General features: G+C 33.5%; 15 protein-coding genes. 13 read left to right on the top strand and 2 right to left on the bottom strand.

What is annotated here, in order from left to right:
- Positions 1-15: 15 nt before the first annotated feature.
- Entirely contained in the window at positions 16-321 is a 306-nt protein-coding gene (locus ACSVDA_RS08495) for a rhodanese-like domain-containing protein (RefSeq protein WP_485882491.1), read from the top strand.
- 146 nt (positions 322-467) lie between these two features.
- On the opposite strand, the gene ACSVDA_RS08490 is transcribed toward ACSVDA_RS08495, so the two are convergent.
- Positions 468-1,730, bottom strand: coding sequence for a BaiN/RdsA family NAD(P)/FAD-dependent oxidoreductase (locus ACSVDA_RS08490; protein ID WP_485882405.1), 1,263 nt, complete (start codon positions 1,728-1,730; stop codon positions 468-470).
- Positions 1,731-2,286: 556 nt separating this feature from the next.
- Here ACSVDA_RS08490 and ACSVDA_RS08485 point away from each other — a divergent pair.
- Together ACSVDA_RS08485 and ACSVDA_RS08480 are read left to right on the top strand one after the other, a co-directional pair.
- Complete coding sequence (locus ACSVDA_RS08485) at positions 2,287-3,918, top strand: putative polysaccharide biosynthesis protein (RefSeq protein ID WP_485882403.1); 1,632 nt, start codon at positions 2,287-2,289, stop codon at positions 3,916-3,918.
- 54 nt (positions 3,919-3,972) lie between these two features.
- Complete coding sequence (locus ACSVDA_RS08480; protein ID WP_485882401.1) at positions 3,973-4,701, top strand: pseudouridine synthase; 729 nt, start codon at positions 3,973-3,975, stop codon at positions 4,699-4,701.
- Between the two features lie 489 nt (positions 4,702-5,190).
- On the opposite strand, the gene ACSVDA_RS08475 is transcribed toward ACSVDA_RS08480, so the two are convergent.
- A complete protein-coding gene (locus ACSVDA_RS08475; RefSeq protein ID WP_214481683.1) occupies positions 5,191-5,409 on the bottom strand; it encodes a DeoR family transcriptional regulator in 219 nt (72 codons plus the stop codon).
- Between the two features lie 411 nt (positions 5,410-5,820).
- Between ACSVDA_RS08475 and ACSVDA_RS08470 the strand changes: the two genes are divergently transcribed.
- The 10 genes from ACSVDA_RS08470 to ACSVDA_RS08425 all read left to right on the top strand — a co-directional run bounded on the left by ACSVDA_RS08470 (position 5,821) and on the right by ACSVDA_RS08425 (position 18,085).
- Complete coding sequence (locus ACSVDA_RS08470; RefSeq protein WP_485882399.1) at positions 5,821-6,540, top strand: ABC transporter ATP-binding protein; 720 nt, start codon at positions 5,821-5,823, stop codon at positions 6,538-6,540.
- Complete coding sequence (locus ACSVDA_RS08465) at positions 6,527-7,672, top strand: ABC transporter permease (RefSeq protein WP_485882397.1); 1,146 nt, start codon at positions 6,527-6,529, stop codon at positions 7,670-7,672. Before ACSVDA_RS08470 ends, ACSVDA_RS08465 begins: the two co-directional genes overlap by 14 nt.
- Positions 7,673-7,792: 120 nt before the next feature.
- Positions 7,793-8,800, top strand: a complete 1,008-nt coding sequence (locus ACSVDA_RS08460) for an ion channel (protein WP_485882395.1) — start codon at positions 7,793-7,795, stop codon at positions 8,798-8,800.
- A gap of 32 nt (positions 8,801-8,832) precedes the next feature.
- Positions 8,833-10,254 (top strand): dipeptidase PepV, encoded by a 1,422-nt coding sequence (gene pepV / locus ACSVDA_RS08455; protein WP_485882393.1) that lies wholly within the window; start codon positions 8,833-8,835, stop codon positions 10,252-10,254.
- Positions 10,255-10,416: 162 nt separating this feature from the next.
- The gene (locus tag ACSVDA_RS08450; RefSeq protein WP_485882391.1) at positions 10,417-11,583 is read left to right on the top strand and encodes an MFS transporter; all 1,167 of its coding nucleotides are present in this window, start codon (positions 10,417-10,419) and stop codon (positions 11,581-11,583) included.
- Between the two features lie 248 nt (positions 11,584-11,831).
- Positions 11,832-12,413 carry an RNA 2',3'-cyclic phosphodiesterase gene (gene thpR / locus ACSVDA_RS08445; RefSeq protein ID WP_485882389.1) on the top strand — a complete coding sequence of 194 codons (582 nt, stop codon included), beginning with the start codon at positions 11,832-11,834 and terminating at the stop codon, positions 12,411-12,413.
- Between the two features lie 512 nt (positions 12,414-12,925).
- Entirely contained in the window at positions 12,926-13,921 is a 996-nt protein-coding gene (locus ACSVDA_RS08440; RefSeq protein WP_485882387.1) for an NERD domain-containing protein, read from the top strand.
- Positions 13,922-13,933: 12 nt separating this feature from the next.
- Positions 13,934-14,914 carry a diacylglycerol/lipid kinase family protein gene (locus ACSVDA_RS08435; RefSeq protein ID WP_485882385.1) on the top strand — a complete coding sequence of 327 codons (981 nt, stop codon included), beginning with the start codon at positions 13,934-13,936 and terminating at the stop codon, positions 14,912-14,914.
- Positions 14,915-14,916: 2 nt separating this feature from the next.
- Positions 14,917-17,073, top strand: coding sequence for a type I pullulanase (pulA, locus tag ACSVDA_RS08430; protein ID WP_485882383.1), 2,157 nt, complete (start codon positions 14,917-14,919; stop codon positions 17,071-17,073).
- A gap of 226 nt (positions 17,074-17,299) precedes the next feature.
- Complete coding sequence (locus tag ACSVDA_RS08425) at positions 17,300-18,085, top strand: phosphotransferase family protein (protein WP_485882381.1); 786 nt, start codon at positions 17,300-17,302, stop codon at positions 18,083-18,085.
- Positions 18,086-18,157: the final 72 nt, after the last annotated feature.

Genomic DNA, 18,157 nt, shown 5'->3' with positions numbered 1-18,157 from the left:
GTATTTTTCTATATGATGAATTCGGTAAAAGAGATTTCAACAACTGAGTTAGAAAAGAAGTTGAATAGAGAAGAAAAGCTAAACTTAGTAGATGTGAGAGAAGATGATGAAGTAGCTACAGGTATTATTCCTAGTGCAAAGCATATAAAAATGGGGGATATCCCTAATCATCTCGATCACTTTTTAAAAGATGAAGAATATATATTCATATGTCGTTCTGGTGCGCGAAGTGAGCGTGTATGTCAATACATGCAGCAGCAAGGTTATAATGTGAAAAATATGGTTGGTGGTATGTTAGAATGGTCCGGGGATAAAGCATAAGTGATCTATTCTGAGTAGAGAAAGAGGTGTTTTTCTCTACTCTGTTTTTTTGTCCAGTACGATTAAAGTAGGGCATTGACCCCTAAAAGAATGAAATTGACCGATAAACAATGTAAATCGGTCAATAATTACTTTGCCCCTAACAACTAGTTAGCATTTTCACCTGCATTCATTCCAGCTAGTCTTCCTGTGACTAATGCGGCTGTAATATTATAGCCACCTGTGTATCCATGGATATCAAGAATTTCCCCACAGAAATATAGCCCTCTCGTTAGCTTCGAAGACATTTGTTTCGGATTAATTTCTTTTACAGAAACGCCGCCACCCGTAACGAAGGCTTTTTCAATTGATAAAGTCCCATTTACTTTAAAAGAAAATTGTTTGCAGTCGACAACAAGAGACCGAAGCTTGTCTTTGGCTATATGTGACATTGTGGATTGTGGATCAATGTCATTCTTATCAAATAAAAATAGTAAATATCTTTCTGGCACGATACCTTTCAAAACATTCCTAATTGCTTTTTTCGGTTCATTCTCCATTTTCCTTAATATCATTTGGAAGAGTTGCTCAGTATTTTTGCCTGGTAGTGCATCAAGTTGCATCTCTACTTCTTTTAGATTAAATTTCTTCATTGTTTTTAATACAAATTGACTACAGCGCAGTGCAGCTGGACCCGATATGCCGAAATGTGTAAAAATCATATCCATTTGATGTGCAATGACATTTTTCCCTTTTGGGTTTACCACTTTTAATTCAACATTTCGTAAGGAAAGACCTTGCAATGTTTTTTCTTTAATAAACTGTTCATTAGATGTAATTGGCACTTCTGTTGGATAAAGTTCGGTAATCGTATGTCCTGCTTTTTTAGCCCATTCATAGCCATCCCCAGTTGATCCTGTATGCGGAACTGATTTACCACCAACTGCGATTACTACACTTTTAGCACGGATAAGTTCATCATTTTTTAATTCCACACCTATTACTTTTCCATCGTCATATATTACTTTTTTTACAGGTGTATTTGTTCTTATATGGACTTTTAAACGCCTAAGCTCATCAAGAAGAGCATTAACAACAGATTGGGCATTATCTGTTATCGGGAACATTCTTCCGTGGTCTTCTTCCTTTAGTTGTATTTTTAGCCGTTCAAAAAAAGAGATGATATCTTCATTGTTATAAATCGAGAAAGCACTATGGAGAAAACGGCCATTACCTGGGATATGTTTAATTATTTCATCCACTGGTAGACGGTTAGTTACATTACAGCGTCCACCACCTGAAATTGCTAGCTTTCTGCCAAGCTTTTCTCCTTTATCAAGTAATAAAACGTGTTTTTTTTGTTCTGCTGCTGCAATGGCTGCCATTAGGCCTGATGGACCTCCACCGATTACAACTACATCATATTTCATAGCATTACACCAACCTTATGTTTAAATACGAAATGTGTTATTTGTTCAAAACTGCTTTAACCATGCTATTGATATTGGCTAGTTATATTACTTAGTCTAATTTATTGTAGTCAATGACTATCGAGGCGAAAGGCGCTCTCTTAGTCAATGACTACAAAGGTTACCGATTAAGCTGTTTATACACTACTTACTGAACTATCCACTATGCCCTACCGATCACTACACATTACATCCGAAAGCCTAATCTACCTTCTAGTGATGTTACTCGAGCTATTTCCTCTTTGTCCACAGCATCCACTGTTCCCTTAAGGTCAAAAGCTATCTAAAAAGAAGGTTCAAAAAACACCTCAGACGTGTCAAAAAAGGATGGTGACGACATCCACTGTGACTCACTGGAAAGTGGAGCGATTTTAAGTCGATTATAGGAACAAGCTTTTCTAAACTACCAACCATTATAACTGTAACAAATGCAACATGAAAGTGATCATTATGATACAATACATAAGTATTTATACTAATTTTACTTTTTGAAGTTAAATGATAGGGTAGTGATCATATGAGTTCGAAGCTTTTAAGAGGTACTTTTATTTTAACGTTAGGTACAATGCTATCCAAGGTGTTGGGTATATTATACGTCATTCCTTTTACTGCAATTGTTGGGTCTGAAGGGACAACATTGTTTTCATATGCTTATGTCCCATATACAATCTTTTTAAGCATAGCTACAGCTGGTGTCCCATTAGCAGTCTCAAAATATGTAGCCAAGTATAATGCTATGGGAGAATACGGAGTAAGTAGAAGACTGTTCGAATCAGGAAAGATCGTTATGCTTATTACTGGTATCCTATCATTTTTGTTATTATATAGTATTACTCCTCTGATTACTCCTTTTGTCATCTCAGAGGGTGAGAATACATTTTCAGAAGAAGACGTAGCTCTCGTTATTAGATCTGTAAGTTTTGCACTATTAATCGTTCCTGTAATGAGTTTAATTCGTGGTTTTTTCCAAGGTCATGAATCGATGGGTCCAACGTCTGTTTCCCAAGTCATTGAGCAAATAGCTAGAATACTATTTATCCTAATGAGTACATTTATCGTGGTTGTTATATTAGATAAGAGTGTGACAGTAGCAATAAGTTTTGCGACGTTTGGAGCTTTTATTGGTGCACTAGGTGGTTTGGGGGCATTAATTTGGTATTGGTATAAACGAAGAGATCATCTTAATCAAACTTTAACGCATGCAAAAGGGCAAGTACAAGTGTCTTTAACAGATATGTATAAAGAGCTCCTTTTATATGCAGCGCCATTTGTTTTTGTTGGAATTGCAAACCCGCTATTTCAAGCTATAGATATGTTTACTTTTAATCGGGCGATGGGGGCAATTGGCAAAGCTGATGTTGCTGAAAGTGCCTTTGGTATTTTAACGTTTCAAACCCATAAACTTGTATTGATTCCTGTATCTTTAGCTGTATCCTTTGGGCTAGCTTTAATTCCGACAATTACAAAAGCATTTGTTGAGCAGAAGGGACAGTTGTTAACAAGACATTTAAATCAAACTTTTCAAATTGTGTTTTTTGTAACTTTCCCAGCTGTAATTGGGTTATCTCTATTAGCTGATCCAGCATATATCATGTTTTTCGGACTTGAAGATGTAGAAATTGGTGGGAAGATATTACGCTGGTATGCACCTGTTGCCATTTTATTTGCTCTATTTTCTGTGACAGCGGCTATTTTGCAAGGAATCAATCAACAGAAATTTACGGTGATTAGTTTAGGAATCGGACTTTTTGTTAAACTATGCTTAAACTATATTCTTATTATCCAGCTTGGAGAAATCGGAGCTGTTATTGGTACAGGGCTAGGCTATGCAGTTAGTGTGCTATTTAACTTTTGGGTTATTCGCAAATATGCTAATTATAGTTATCATTTAGTAATTCGTAGAACTATGTTAATGACTGTTTTTACGGTTATCATGGTCATTGTAGTTGCCACTACACTATTCATCATGTCCAGCTTAGGAATATCGTCTGAAAGTAGCAGAGTTTTATCGATTGGTATTGTAATCATATGTGCTATAACCGGCGGAGCGAGTTATTTTTATTTAAGTTATCGTACAAAATTATTATATCTTTTACTTGGAAATAGACTACCATTTTCACGAAAAAGGCAGGCTGTTGGTAAAGAATAAAATGATGAAAAAATTAGCGAGCAGAAAAACAATCTCAGGAGGGAGTTTGTCAAAATGAGAATTGATAAATTGTTGGCAAACGTTGGTTATGGTAGTAGAAAAGAAGTAAAGAAACTATTAAAGTCAGGAGCTGTCAAAGTAGACGGTGTGATTATAAAAGATGCAAAAACTCATATTAATCCAAATGAACAACAAGTTTCTTTACTTGGTGAAATAGTTGAATATAAAGAGTTCATTTATTTAATGATGAATAAACCTCAAGGGATTATATCTGCAACTGAGGATGAAAGACATGAAACGGTGATTGATTTACTTGAATTTGAGGATGTAATCTACGAACCATTTCCAGTTGGGAGACTTGATAAAGATACGGAGGGACTTTTACTTATTACAAATGATGGTAAGCTGGCTCATCAGCTCTTATCTCCTAAAAAACATATACCGAAGACGTATTATGCAATTATTAATATGGAAGTAACAGAAGAAGATATTACTGCATTTAAAAACGGTGTTCAATTGGATGATGGGTATATAACAAAACCAGGTCACTTAACGATTATAAGATCTGGTATTCGTTCTGAAATAGAATTAACGATAACAGAAGGAAAGTTTCATCAAGTGAAACGAATGTTTGAAGCTGTTGGAAAAAAAGTAACATATTTAAAACGTCTTAAGATGGGAAGTCTTAAATTAGATGAATCACTTGAGCTTGGAGAATATCGAGAGTTGACAGATGAAGAAATAGATTTGTTAAAAACGGGAAACACTTCAATATCGGATTAGCTATAAGTTCGTCATGTTTGTTAAGGATAATGTTAAGTGCCATTAATAATGGCACTTTTTATTGTGCTAATGATAGGAATTACTAGGTGATAGTTCATTGTGTGGGTACACATCTGCCATTGTAATATAAAACTGAAACGACGTATAGGAGATCGATATGAACGGTGTTGTGAGTCGGGTGAAAATAAATCCTTATGTTCTTTTCTCAATTTTATAGTTGAATTGCAAAGAAAAAGACCTGTTTTAGGTCCGTATGTAATAGCTTTTATAATTAATATTAGTTGTTTATGATTGATTGTTATTTATTTGTACAAAGTAATAAACACGTAGACGATTAGAGTTCATGTACCTTCTACTGATAAAATCTCATTTGGTTAGTTTTTAGAAAAAAACTATTTGTATTTGAGATTAAAAGTATTTGATTTAACTGGAACTGGAACTTCATTACATTGCACGTTTATATCATTTCCTATATTTTAAATTAGTTGGCTACGAAATTTTAACTCTCTTTTTTGTTGTTGTCCATTTACCTCGACTAGGACTGCGTACTAAATTGTTGAATGCTAGTACGTGAAGGTCTCGTTGAATTGTTCTTTGAGTTGTTCCGAATTCTTCTACTAGCTCCTTTGTTGTGACAGTTCCTTTTTCATTAATAAACATGTAAACTGATTTAATACGAGTTAGCATACGATCTGTTGTAGGTTTCAAAAAACCACTCCTTATAGTATGGTTTCGCATAGTACAACGTACTCATCTAGCTGTATTCATGTTTTACTGTCATACGTATATATTTATTTTACACAAAAAAAAGAGAAAAAAACCATAAAAATTTATAATTTACAAAATAATTATACATTTTTGTGGTTTTTAATAAGACGTATACACTACTTCACACCAAAATAAATGAGTTGATACGTTAAGTACGAAAAGTAACAATCATTGCGAAAACGGCCTTTACAAATGAATCATAATATATTACTAGGTTTGCTGTTCTAAATTAATCTCAAAATCAATCCAAAATCAACAAAGTTCACGAAAAGAGCCTCTGTAATAACTTAGCCCTCTAATTGAGGAAACCTTTTTTATGTTTAACCGTATAAGAATTAGGGGGAGATATACATGCAATTACTCGATGTGAATATTAATAAAGCAGGCTACGATGCACAAGACCTAATCATTTCAGACATCCGTTTTAGTTTGAAAAAAGGTGAATTAGTTGGATTAATTGGCCCAAACGGTGCCGGTAAAAGTACGACGATTAAAGCGATATTAGGAGTACTTAATTATTTAGAGGGGGATATTAATTTTAGCAATGAAACGACTTACGCATACATACCTGAACAGCCAATTTTTTACGATGAACTTACTTTATGGGAGCATTTAGACTTAGCTGCCTCGACTATGAATATTGATGATCAAACATTTAAGAATCGAGCAGAACATCTTTTAGAAGTGTTTAAGCTTAATCATGTCATTCATCAATTGCCTAGCACCTTTTCTAAAGGTATGCAGCAAAAAGTAATGATTATTATAGCGTTTTTAATTAAGCCATCCATTTTCATTATAGATGAACCTTTTATAGGTTTGGATCCACGCGCCGTAAAAGACTTGTTATTTCTGCTTGATAAAGAGAGAGAGCAAGGAGCTAGTATTCTTATGTCAACACATGTGTTAGATACAGCTGAAAAAATTTGTGAACGATTTTTACTTGTTTCTAATGGAGAGTTGCTTGCAAATGGAACGATGCAAGACATTAGGAATAAAAGTGGATTAATAGATGGTTCTTTATTTGATTGCTTTTATCATCTAACAGAGGTGGATGATAATGATAGGAAGTAGTTTGTTTTTTGAAAGGTTGAAACGGGAATGGAAGTTTCAATGGGGGGTTTTTCGTTCGATTGCGGATTGGACGATTATTGTTTATATAATTATACCTACATTATTAGCATGTAGTTACATATATGGTTTATGGTGGATTAAAATTCCAAGTTGGATCGTTCCTGTACCAGAGTTATATTTATTTTTAGTAATATATCTATATTGTTGGCTAGGTGCATGTAGATTTTTTATTGAGGAAGCTGATCAGCTTTATTTAATTCAAAAGAAGCAAATGGTTAGGAATTTGAAAAAGTTAGCCGTCGGTTATAATGTCATAAGTAATAGTATTAAAATGAGTATCATAATGATAATATTTGCACCCTTTTTGTTTAATCATTACAATTTGAACGTGCAAACAGTAATGATTACATATATATTCTTTTTAAGTCTGAAACTTTTAATCTTAATGCTAAAAAAATGGCTATCTTATTTTAAACGTAGCTGGCTTAAAAAGGGTATTTTATTAATATTGTTCTTAATATTAGGTAGTATCATAAGTTTTACAAATATGTTATACAATCCTCAGTTCATCATTACGATGACGTTTGTATTTTTGCTAACATATTTATTTATAGTAAGACGAATGATTAGTCAAACTGGTACTTTTTTTGACGACGTTATTACAGAAAAAGAGGAAAAGTTAAAATTTGCAAGTACTATATTACAAATATCAAAAATTGACCAGCCTTCGAGAATCAAAAGAAAGCGACCATTGTTGTTTAGCAAGTCACAGCGAATTTTTTCATATTGGACTAAACAGAATACGCTCGTTGAAGTTTTTATAAAAATTCTATTGAGAAATAAGCAGTACATATTTTCGCTTTTAAGACTAATTGGTATTTCAGTACCTACGGTAATCATCGTTCCTGCTATTTGGTTGAAATGGTTATTATGTATTGGAATCATTATTGTCATAAAAATTTGGCTATCATCGATGTGGGATCACATCCAAAAAAAGCACTTTATTATGCATGTTAATCAAGATCAGAAAGAGCTTGCTCAAGCAAGAACAAAGGCAGTTAATATATTTTGGGTGCCGTCTATGCTGTTTATTATCACACTATTATTAGGGGCCACAATGATTAGTCTTTAAACATTGCTTTAATAAATCAATCTTTAATCCACAATTATAGTTTGATAAGCTAAAAGAAGATGATCAAAAAGTGAAAACTATTAAATCATTATCCTATGAGTATGGGAGAGGGGGGGAATTGTGATTATCATTAAAAAGATTATTGTCAAATTAGTAAGGTTTAATAATTGGATTTTATTTACTTCGACAATTGCACTAATAGCATGTAGTTCACTTATTATGATGTATTTAGAGCCAGAAACATTTACTACACCTTTTGAAGGTGTATGGTGGGTGATGACAACTGTCACAACTGTAGGATACGGTGATCTCTATCCTGTCACTACGCTAGGAAGATTATATGCTATATTTCTCTATTTAGTTGGAATTGGTTTAATTGGTGTCATTATTGGTAAGATTGTTGACTTCTTTGCTACATTCAGAAAGAAGAGGGAGGAAGGAAGAGTGCATTATAAAGGCGAAAATCATCTAGTTATTATTGGGTGGTCAAGAAAAGCAAATTTTGCCATCGAAGAAATACTACAATCAGAAAGTAAAATTGAGTTAGTCATCATTGATACACTGGAAAAGTCACCGATCATAAATGATAGGGTTCACTATGTGCAAGGTTATGCTGCTGATAATGAAACGCTGTCGAAAGCAAATATTTCGAAGTGTAAAGCAGCTATCATCTTTGCTGATGACTCCATTCAAGATGTTCAATTAATTGATGGAAAAACATTGCTTATTGCTACTGCAATTGAACGTCTTGTTCCTAATATACATACTACTGTGGAAATACTATCGGAGGAACATATACAAAATTTTGTCCATGTAAAGGTAGATGAATTTGTCTTAACCCATGAAACTGTCTCCCGTATGGCAGTCCGTTCTGCATTTACAAAAGGTATATCTGCTGTTTATACTCAATTAATAAGCAGAAATGTTGGTGACGATCTATATCAAATTAAGGCGAAGTCTGAGTGGAAAACGTATCGTGATGCTTTCGAACAGTTGTTAGAAGCAGGTGCGACTTTAATCGCAGATAAGGATAAACTAAATATAAATCGCATGTTAGATAAACCTATTCCTAAGAATACATACTTATATGTCATTTGTGATAAAAATACATACCAAAAGATAAGTTAGCAGGAGCAAAAATTATAGAAGAGGTGAAGATGATGGTTGAGCAAATAAATTGGTTAGCTGAGGTTAACAAGCAAAAAGATAGCATCATTCAGACTACACAGGAGTTACTAAAAATTAAAAGTATTTTAGACGAAGAAAATACATCAAAGGAATTCCCTTTCGGGGAAGGCGTTGCTCAAGCTTTGCATTATTTACTTAACAAAGGTAGTGAAGATGGGTTTCAATCAAAGAATGTTGACAACTATGCTGGTCATATAGAATTTGGAGAGGGAGAAGAAAGCGTTGGAGTTCTATGTCATGTCGATGTTGTGCCTGAAGGTAGCGGCTGGTCAAGTGACCCTTTTGGTGCTGAAATTAGAGACGGGAAAATCTATGCACGTGGTGCGATAGATGACAAAGGCCCAACGATTGCAGCATATTATGCTATGAAAATAGTTAAAGAACTTAGCTTACCATTATCACGTCGTGTCCGTATGATTATTGGTACAGATGAAGAAAGTAACTGGCGCTGTGTAGAGCACTACTTTAAGCATGAAGAAATGCCGACAATGGGATTTGCTCCAGATGCTGACTTTCCAATTATATATGCTGAAAAAGGAATAGCTGATATTCATATCATCAAGAAAAAAAATCAAAATCAAATATCATCACAAAACGATATCGTATTAGACAGCTTCCAATCAGGTAGCCGCTTTAATATGGTTCCAGAGTCCGCTGAAGCAAAGCTAACAATTAAAGGAGATGCTGAGCAAATACTGCACCATTTTGATTCCTTTAAATCTGAGCATAAGCTTCAAGGGAAGGGCTATGTTGAAAACACCGATATTATATTACAGCTTGAAGGAAAATCTGCACATGGATCACTACCTCATCTTGGTATTAATGCTGGTATACATTTATTAAGCTTTTTGAAAAGTATACAGCTAGATGAGCAAGCTCAAACGTTTGTTACATTTGTTACTGATTATTTTGAAGAAGATACTAAAGGAAAAGCGCTTAACGTACAATTTGAAGATTATATAACCGGAGAACTGACAATCAATGCTGGGATATTATCTTATCATCGTAACGGTGAAAGCAAAATTGGGATAAATGTCCGTTACCCAGTAACAAACGATTTCGAAAAAACAAAATCATTAATAGAGGCAGCATGTGAAAAGTATGGTATGACAGTACAAATTGTCTCACATATGGAGCCAAACCATGTGGATAAAGACCATGAATTAATAAAGACATTACAAAGAGTTTACCAAGAACAAACAGGTGAAGATGCTACTTTATTATCAATTGGTGGAGGGACGTATGCTCGTTCATTAGAAGCAGGAGTAGCTTTCGGACCATTATTTCCAGGGCGAGAAGAAACAGCACATCAAAAGGACGAGTATATCATTATTGATGATCTATTAAAAGCAACAGCAATTTATGCACAAGCTATTTACGAATTAGCTCAATAATTTAAAATTGTCCGCAAGACATTAATTTGAAGATGTCTTGCGGATTAATACTGTTTATAGACATAATAATAAGATTAGTGAAATTGCACACTAATTGATTTGTCGTTATTTATAAGAAAAAATGAATAATCTAATTGGATGGTGCTTTTTATGGAACTACTTATGAAACGAAACATCAACGTTCAATGGTACTTCGTCTTATTTTACTTTTTCGTTTTCTTTGGAATAGGATCTTTATATCCACTTTTAGGTGTTTATTTAAAAGATGATATAGGATTAACTGGTACACAAATTGGTGTCATTATGTCAATTAGTCCTGTCGTAATGATTGTCATTCAACCTATGTGGGGAATGTTAAGTGATTATACACAAAAACCTAGACAATTGTTAACGTTAGCAATTGTATTGACAGGCGTAGTTGGTATTGTATATTCATATGCTTCATCATATATTATGTTTATTATAATTGCTGCATTATTAGCGGTCATGCAAAGTGCTATCGTTCCAATTTCAGATAGCATGACGCTGACATATACTGAAAGATATCGTAAAAATTATGGGTCTATTCGTTTATGGGGAGCGATTGGTTTTGCTTTCTCTGTATTTATCGTTGGTAAATTAGCTGATATCTATGGTTTAGGTGTTATTTTTTTTGCTTTTGCAATTATATTATTTATTTCAGCCCTTTTTGCAATAAAATTACCAAATGAAAGCCAATCTATGAAAGTAAATCTTAGAGCAGGTCTCTCTCAACTCATTCGATTGCGAAGATTTGTTTTGTTTTTATTAACCACTTTCCTTATTTTTGGTCCTATTCACGCAAATAACACTTACTTCGGTATTTTAATTACTGAAATGGGTGGTTCAACTGGACAGGTGGGGATGGCCTTTCTTTTAGCTGCTGGTAGTGAAGCTCCATTTATGCTATTTGCAGGTCGTTGGATTAAGCGTATTGGAATATTACAAGTACTTTTATTCGCTTCTTTTGTTTCTGGTGCAAGGTGGTTATTTTATTTTTTCGAACCGTCTCTAGCCGTTATCTATGCTACAACAATTGCACAAGGAATTTCTGTAGGCTTTTTTATTCCAGCTGCCCTGCAGTATGTTAGAGATATTGCCCCTAGTAAAGTTCGTGTAACAGCTATTTCTCTTTATTCAGCTGCGGGGATTGGCTTAGGATCATGGTTTTGTAATTTTTTTGGAGGTATCATTTTAGAGCGTTTGTCAATAAATAATGTCTATTTATTTTTTAGTCTTCTGACTCTTGTAGGATTAATTACATTACTTTTTGTTATAATTATTGATAATAAAAGACGAACAGTAAGCTAATGATTTTAGTACGAAAAACCACTTTTTATAGTACTAATTAGATAACAATAGCAGTATGTTTACGAAAAGAGTCTTTTATAATTACTAAGAACAGCTTGAAGAAGATTTGTTAGTTTGTCATTTTTATTTAAACAAAGAAGACGTTTTCATATTTAGTTATAAGTGTTTTTAGTCTTTTACGGTACAATATTTGTGCTAATTATATTCTAAAAAGCTAAGACAAAAATTAAATTAGATAGGTGAGAATAATGGGTAGAAAACCACATTATTTTTTAGCAATTGGCTTACCAGATGAAACGAAAAGAGAATTATATTTAAATAAAGAAAAAATTAAATCTCATTTTCCTTTTAAGTCGTGGGTTCATGAACAGGATTATCATATTACATTAGCATTTTTAGGGAGTATAGAAGATCCTCAACAATTATTAGCATTGATAGAGAAAGTTTCAACAATCGCTGAACAATACAATCACTTCCGGCTTGAGCTTACGTCTTTCGGTACATATGGGCAAGATGAACATCCACGCATTTTATGGTATGGAATACATAACAATGAAACTCTTTTTTTGTTGCAGAAGGATATTTACAACGCATGTATTGAACTAGGTTTCTTACTAGATACACGCCCGTATTCCCCTCATATTACTGTAGGGAGGAAATGGAGGGGTGAACAAATATTTAATATAAAAGCGCTAAACAACGCGTCATGGCTTTTAACTAATCATAAGGTATTTAAAGTCAATCAACTTTCACTCTATCAGACCGATATAGAAAGCATACCAAAATATAAGCCGATCAAGTTTTTTTCGCTAAAAAATAATACTAAATAAATATTAATGAAAATAGCAACAACGTTAACGAAAAGTTCTTGGGAAATGATATAAGGCTGTATTTGCATTAATTCTTTTCGTAATTAAGCTAAACAAAATTTGGGGTATCTTTTCTTCTCTAATGACTATAAAAATCTTATAATAAAACAGTGACTCAAATGTAAGTGTAAGAAGGAACAAAGCTTACGAAAAGAACCTTGGAAAATGATTAGTTAAGGATGTATTCACATTAATTATTGCTGCTCGTAATAAACCTAAACAAGTAGCAACTAAAGTTTGTGGCATCTTTTCTAATCTTGTGACTATAAAAACTCTATTATCACATTAGTGACTCAAACATATGTGTGAAATGCAACAAAGTTAACGAAAAGAGCCTAAGTTAAAAATATGAGTAATGATACTCACAACAAGTTTCCAGCAATATAATAGTTAATACGGTTGTTGAACTTCGCATAAACTTGTGTGAGAGATATAAAATGATGGAAACTTCAAGTTGAAAGTTGGTGAAAGTGATGGGACAACTTATAAAACTTCAAGATTATGTTTCACGATACGAAATTGATACTTATCGTTATCCAAGTCAATATATTAGAATGAAAAAGCAGCAATGGAATGGAATTCGGGTAGCTTGGGAAAACGGAGATTTAGCTGCAAAGGAAGATTTTGATCATGAAAATGATACTGGCTGGGATTCTTTACTAGATAATAAAGATGACAATATTCTATTGAAGTTAAAATCTATGTTCCAACGTAAGCAAAGGGATTCTCAAATAAATAATAACATAGTTAATCATGAGGAGAATAATGACAATAAGGTTGAATGGCGGCTGTTTCATAAAGACAATAGTCCTGAAACATTAGAAGAGTTAATGCAACTATTTCTAGACCGTTTGTTCCAGATTCAACTAAAGTGGGCTAGTTCAACGATTAGAGAAAAGTCGTTAATTGATCGAGATTTTTTTCAAAATCAAGAAATTAAATTTTTCCTTCAAAGATTTCCTGATACGTTCTTAGTATTATATAAGCCTATTTTTTTAGCAAAGCATGCACCTGTTGAATTTGATATTGTCGTTATTACGCCTATTCAAACGTATTGTATTGCATTATTAGAAGATGAAAAAGACAGTGTATTTATTGGTTCCCACAAACGGTTTTGGCTAAAAAAACATGAGGGAAAAGAAAATAAAGTGTTATCACCTACAATATCTTTAAATCGAATGGAAAAAATTATACGAAACATATATGATATTCATGAAATTGAGATGCCGGTTAAAAAAATAATATTGAATCGTTCTGGATATGTCGATTATCTTGATAAGCCAATCGATCTTGAAATCATTGAAAAAAGAAATTATAACGATTGGTTTAATCAGCAAAGAAAGATGGTTTCACCGTTAAAACATATCCAATTGAAGGCGGCTCAGTCATTATTGTCCTATTGTCAAACGTCATCTATCAAACGCTATGAATGGGAAGAGGATCATACAGATCTAATGAAATTAACATAGAAGGTAAATACTATGAAAATTCTTTTTTTTATTGTAAATATTGCAGCCGGAAACGGCAAAGCAAAAACAATCTGGAACGAGGTCAAACAGGAGCTCGGAAAACAAAATATCGAATATCGGTCTTTTTTGACGAACTCACCTGGACATGCAGAGCAGTTGGCGAAAGGAATTGTTAAGAGACATCCGTGGAAGGTTGCTGGCATTGTTGTAGTTGGTGGTGATGGAACAATGCATGAAGTAATTAACGGTTTAGCAGGCTTTTCTAAGATAAATGTAGGCTTTATTTCAGCAGGATCAGGAAATGATTTTGCGAGGGGCTTTTCAGTTCCTCAAGCACCATTAGAGGCTCTAAAACATATAATAGATGATAAAGAATCAAGTTATTCTTTATTTGATTTAGGGCAATATACCATAAGTAACCCTCTAAAGAAATTACGATACTTTGTTAATAATTTGGGAGTTGGCTTTGATGCTGAAGTTGCTAGCAAAGCTAATAAATCCCACTTAAAAAAACGCTTAAATAAAATTGGCTTCGGATCACTTATATACGTCATAATTCTAATACAAACTTTATTTACTTATAAAAGATCAGATGTAACTATTACGATAGATGGAAATATTCATCGTTTTCAAAATGTGTGGTTTATTACTGTTTCCAATCAAGCATATTATGGTGGAGGGATGAAAATAGCTCCACTTGCACAACCAGATGATGGAATATTAGATGTAACAATTGTTCATAATGTATCACGTATAAAATTATTAGCAGTATTTATGAGTGTGTTTTTTGGTCTGCACACAAAGTTTAAAGGTGTAAATATGAAATCAGGTGAGTGTATTGATATTTCAAGTAGAGACTCACTTTTAGTACATGCTGACGGCGAGATAGTAGGCATGTCACCAGTAAATGTAAAAATACAGAACAAGGCAGTCTCCTTTTTTACGACTCACTCTGTAGGAAAATCACATGGAGAAATAATTAGGAGTGAATGAATTTGTTACAGATTAGACGTACCTATGAGGCATTTTTAGATGAAATGAATTTGATCACGATTATTATGCCAAAAATATATAGACAAGGGTTGTCTAACTCTTTTACACTCCAAGGTGACGAGGATGTTAACGAACAATTACAAATTTGTTCTACATTTGATGATCGTTTGTATATAAAGTATGAATGTAAAGCCGCTTGTCCAATAGAAGTTGGTAAAGCATATGCTGTTTATGATGATGAAGGCTGTAGTACTGATTTACAGGTTGGGGCTGTTATTAGAACAGCTAAATTTGATGAGCTATATGCTTATGATGGGAATGATTTAGGAGTTACCTTTTCTAAAGAATACTCACTATTTAAATTATGGGCTCCAAGTGCAACGAAGGTGAAATTAAAAATAACGAATCCCATCGATCACGAGAAGAAATATTACGAGATGAATCGTGGAAATCATGGAGTATGGGATTTACTAGTACATGATGACCTAGAAGGTGTATATTACTCATACCTTGTTTGTGTAAACCTTATTTGGAAGGAAGCCATCGATCCGTATGCTGTAGCTTTATCCGTAAATAGTGAGTATGGTGTCATTGTCGATTTAAATAAAACAGCTATGCAAGATTATAAATTGCCACCTTTAGAGCATGCAACAGATGCGGTTATTTACGAAGTCCATACACGGGATTTTTCTAAACATCCTAATAGCGGTATTAACGGGAAAGGTAAGTATAAGGGACTAATTGAATCACAAACTTCTGAAAGTAGTGGTTCAAATACAGGACTTTCTTACTTGGTAGATTTAGGTGTTACACACGTAGAACTTATGCCTTGTAATGATTTTGCTGGTGTGGATGATCTTACTCCAGAAAAAACATATAATTGGGGATACAATCCACTGCACTATAATGCTCCAGAGGGTAGTTATTCTAGTAATCCTCAAAACCCTTATAATCGTATTAATGAGTTAAAAAAAGTTATTACTACTTTTCATAAAAATGGCTTAAAAGTCGTGTTGGATGTCGTATATAACCACGTATATATTCGAGAACAATCATCGTTCGAAAAAATTGTGCCAGGGTATTTTTTTCGACACGATGAGAATGGGCTTCCATCAGATGGAACAGGTGTTGGCAATGATATTGCTTCAGAACGACGAATGGTGAGAAAGTTCATTATTGACTCTGTTCTCTTTTGGCTTAATGAGTACCATGTTGATGGCTTTCGTTTTGATTTAATGGGTATTTTAGATGTTGATACGATGAATAAAATTAGAACAGCTGTAGATGAGATTGATTCAAGTATCATTTTATTCGGAGAAGGGTGGGATTTACCAACATCCTTGCCAACTGAAATGAAAGCTACAATACAAAATGCAAAAAAACTCCCTAGAATTGGACATTTCAATGACCAATTTAGAGACCGTATAAAAGGTAGTACTTTTAAACTTGAAGATAAAGGGTTTTCTTTAGGTAATAGCTTTCAACTTGATAAGGTTAAGGAAGTTATTACGGGAAGTATAAGCTATAATCAAGCTAAGATAGGTATGTTTGATGAACCTGTACAATCAATTAATTATGTAGAATCACACGATAATCATACGATGTGGGATAAAATGCTTAAAAGCAACGCAGATGAAAATGAAGAAACTCGAATGAAAAGACAGCGTTTAGCTACAGCAATCGTCCTTTTATCGCAAGGTATTCCATTTGTCCATAGTGGACAGGAATTTTTTCGTACTAAATTGGGTGTTGAAAATAGTTATAAATCACCTGATGAAATTAATTGGCTGGACTGGGATAGAAAAGTCAAATATGAACCTAGTGTGCGTTATACGATAGGTTTGCTGTTACTCCGAAAAAAGCATCGCGCCTTTCGGTTTCCTGAATCCAGTCTCATTAGAAAACATATGAAATTTATTACAGATAATGATCAAGTAATTGCTTACCAATTACTTGATGTTGCTAAATATGGTCAGTGGGCATATATTACTGTTATACACAATAGTAGTAAAGATGAACAATTGGTTAAAATAGATAGTGGAGAGGTTTGGGAAGCTGTTTGTCATGGGGATAAAACAGGTATTACACCGCTTATAAAAATGACAGGAAATCATATAATCGTCCCATCAATTAGTACATTGGTATTAATTCGTAATTAGAACTTGTTATTTTTACTTGACTAAAAAAGTAAAAGAGATATAAAATTTAAAGGATGGCTATTATTAAATATTCATATAGCCGTCTTTTTTATTCTAATGAAAAATAAGTATAACTTTTTCTGAGCTATTTTTCGTAGTTCATCTAAGAATAGATATAGCGCCTATCCCCAAGAGGTGACTTTTCTTATACAAGACGACATGTGTGTTGACATTGAGGGTGAAATAGTTGGAGCATATATTAGGTAATGAGTGGGAGATATATCCTGCTGGTGGAGCAACTGGAGAAGCATACTTTGCTCGATTCAATGAACGAAAATTATTTTTAAAACGTAATTCTTCACCATTTCTAGCTGTGTTATCAGCTGAAGGAATCGTACCTAAGTTGGTATGGACAAAACGTATGGCAAATGGTGATGTAATTACAGCTCAACAATGGTTGAACGGTCGCGAGTTAAAGCATGCGGATATGATTGATATTAGAGTTGTGGATTTATTAAAGAAAATTCATAACTCGACAGAATTATTACGGATGCTTACACGGTTAGAGAAAAAACCACTGTTACCAGAGATGATTATAAATGAACTGTTAATTTATTTTCCTATTGAAAAAACAGAAATTCCGGACATCAAGTTTGCATTAACATTTTTACAGGAAGAGCTTCCAGCTATAGAATACAATAATAAAGTTGTTTGTCATTGTGATATTAATCATAATAATTGGTTATTATCTGAAACAAATGAGCTTTATTTAATTGATTGGGATGGAGCGATGATAGCTGATCCTGCTATTGATATTGGCATGTTATTGTATCGTTATATTCCAAAGCATGAATGGAGCTCATGGCTTGAGCGTTATGGAATAGAACTGACTTCAAATTTACATGCACGAATGAAGTGGTACGTTATCGCTCAAACATTAATGTCTATACATTGGTATAAAACGAAGAATAAAGAAAAAGAATGTCAAAACTGGTTAAGCTATTTAAATGAACTTTTATATATAGATAAATAAGGCAATCGGATTAATTTCCGATTGCCTCATATTATGTGATATAACAAAGGTTTTTTCATAAACTTTGTTGCT

Origin of the sequence: Cytobacillus sp. Hm23 (assembly GCF_051842895.1) — a bacterium.
Lineage (GTDB): Bacteria > Bacillota > Bacilli > Bacillales > SM2101 > Nanhaiella.
The sequence above is the reverse complement of the archived record's forward strand: the minus strand, read 5'-3'. Positions and strand labels throughout refer to the sequence as shown.

Excerpts from the sequence above, each read along its gene's own strand:
- ACSVDA_RS08495 (WP_485882491.1), top strand. The coding sequence starts at position 16 with ATGAATTCGGTAAAAGAGATTTCAACAACTGAGTTAGAAAAGAAGTTG.
- ACSVDA_RS08490 (WP_485882405.1), bottom strand. The coding sequence starts at position 1,730 with ATGAAATATGATGTAGTTGTAATCGGTGGAGGTCCATCAGGCCTAATG.
- ACSVDA_RS08485 (WP_485882403.1), top strand. The coding sequence starts at position 2,287 with ATGAGTTCGAAGCTTTTAAGAGGTACTTTTATTTTAACGTTAGGTACA.
- ACSVDA_RS08480 (WP_485882401.1), top strand. The coding sequence starts at position 3,973 with ATGAGAATTGATAAATTGTTGGCAAACGTTGGTTATGGTAGTAGAAAA.
- ACSVDA_RS08470 (WP_485882399.1), top strand. The coding sequence starts at position 5,821 with ATGCAATTACTCGATGTGAATATTAATAAAGCAGGCTACGATGCACAA.
- ACSVDA_RS08465 (WP_485882397.1), top strand. The coding sequence starts at position 6,527 with ATGATAGGAAGTAGTTTGTTTTTTGAAAGGTTGAAACGGGAATGGAAG.
- pepV (WP_485882393.1), top strand. The coding sequence starts at position 8,833 with ATGGTTGAGCAAATAAATTGGTTAGCTGAGGTTAACAAGCAAAAAGAT.
- ACSVDA_RS08450 (WP_485882391.1), top strand. The coding sequence starts at position 10,417 with ATGAAACGAAACATCAACGTTCAATGGTACTTCGTCTTATTTTACTTT.
- thpR (WP_485882389.1), top strand. The coding sequence starts at position 11,832 with ATGGGTAGAAAACCACATTATTTTTTAGCAATTGGCTTACCAGATGAA.
- ACSVDA_RS08440 (WP_485882387.1), top strand. The coding sequence starts at position 12,926 with ATGGGACAACTTATAAAACTTCAAGATTATGTTTCACGATACGAAATT.
- ACSVDA_RS08435 (WP_485882385.1), top strand. The coding sequence starts at position 13,934 with ATGAAAATTCTTTTTTTTATTGTAAATATTGCAGCCGGAAACGGCAAA.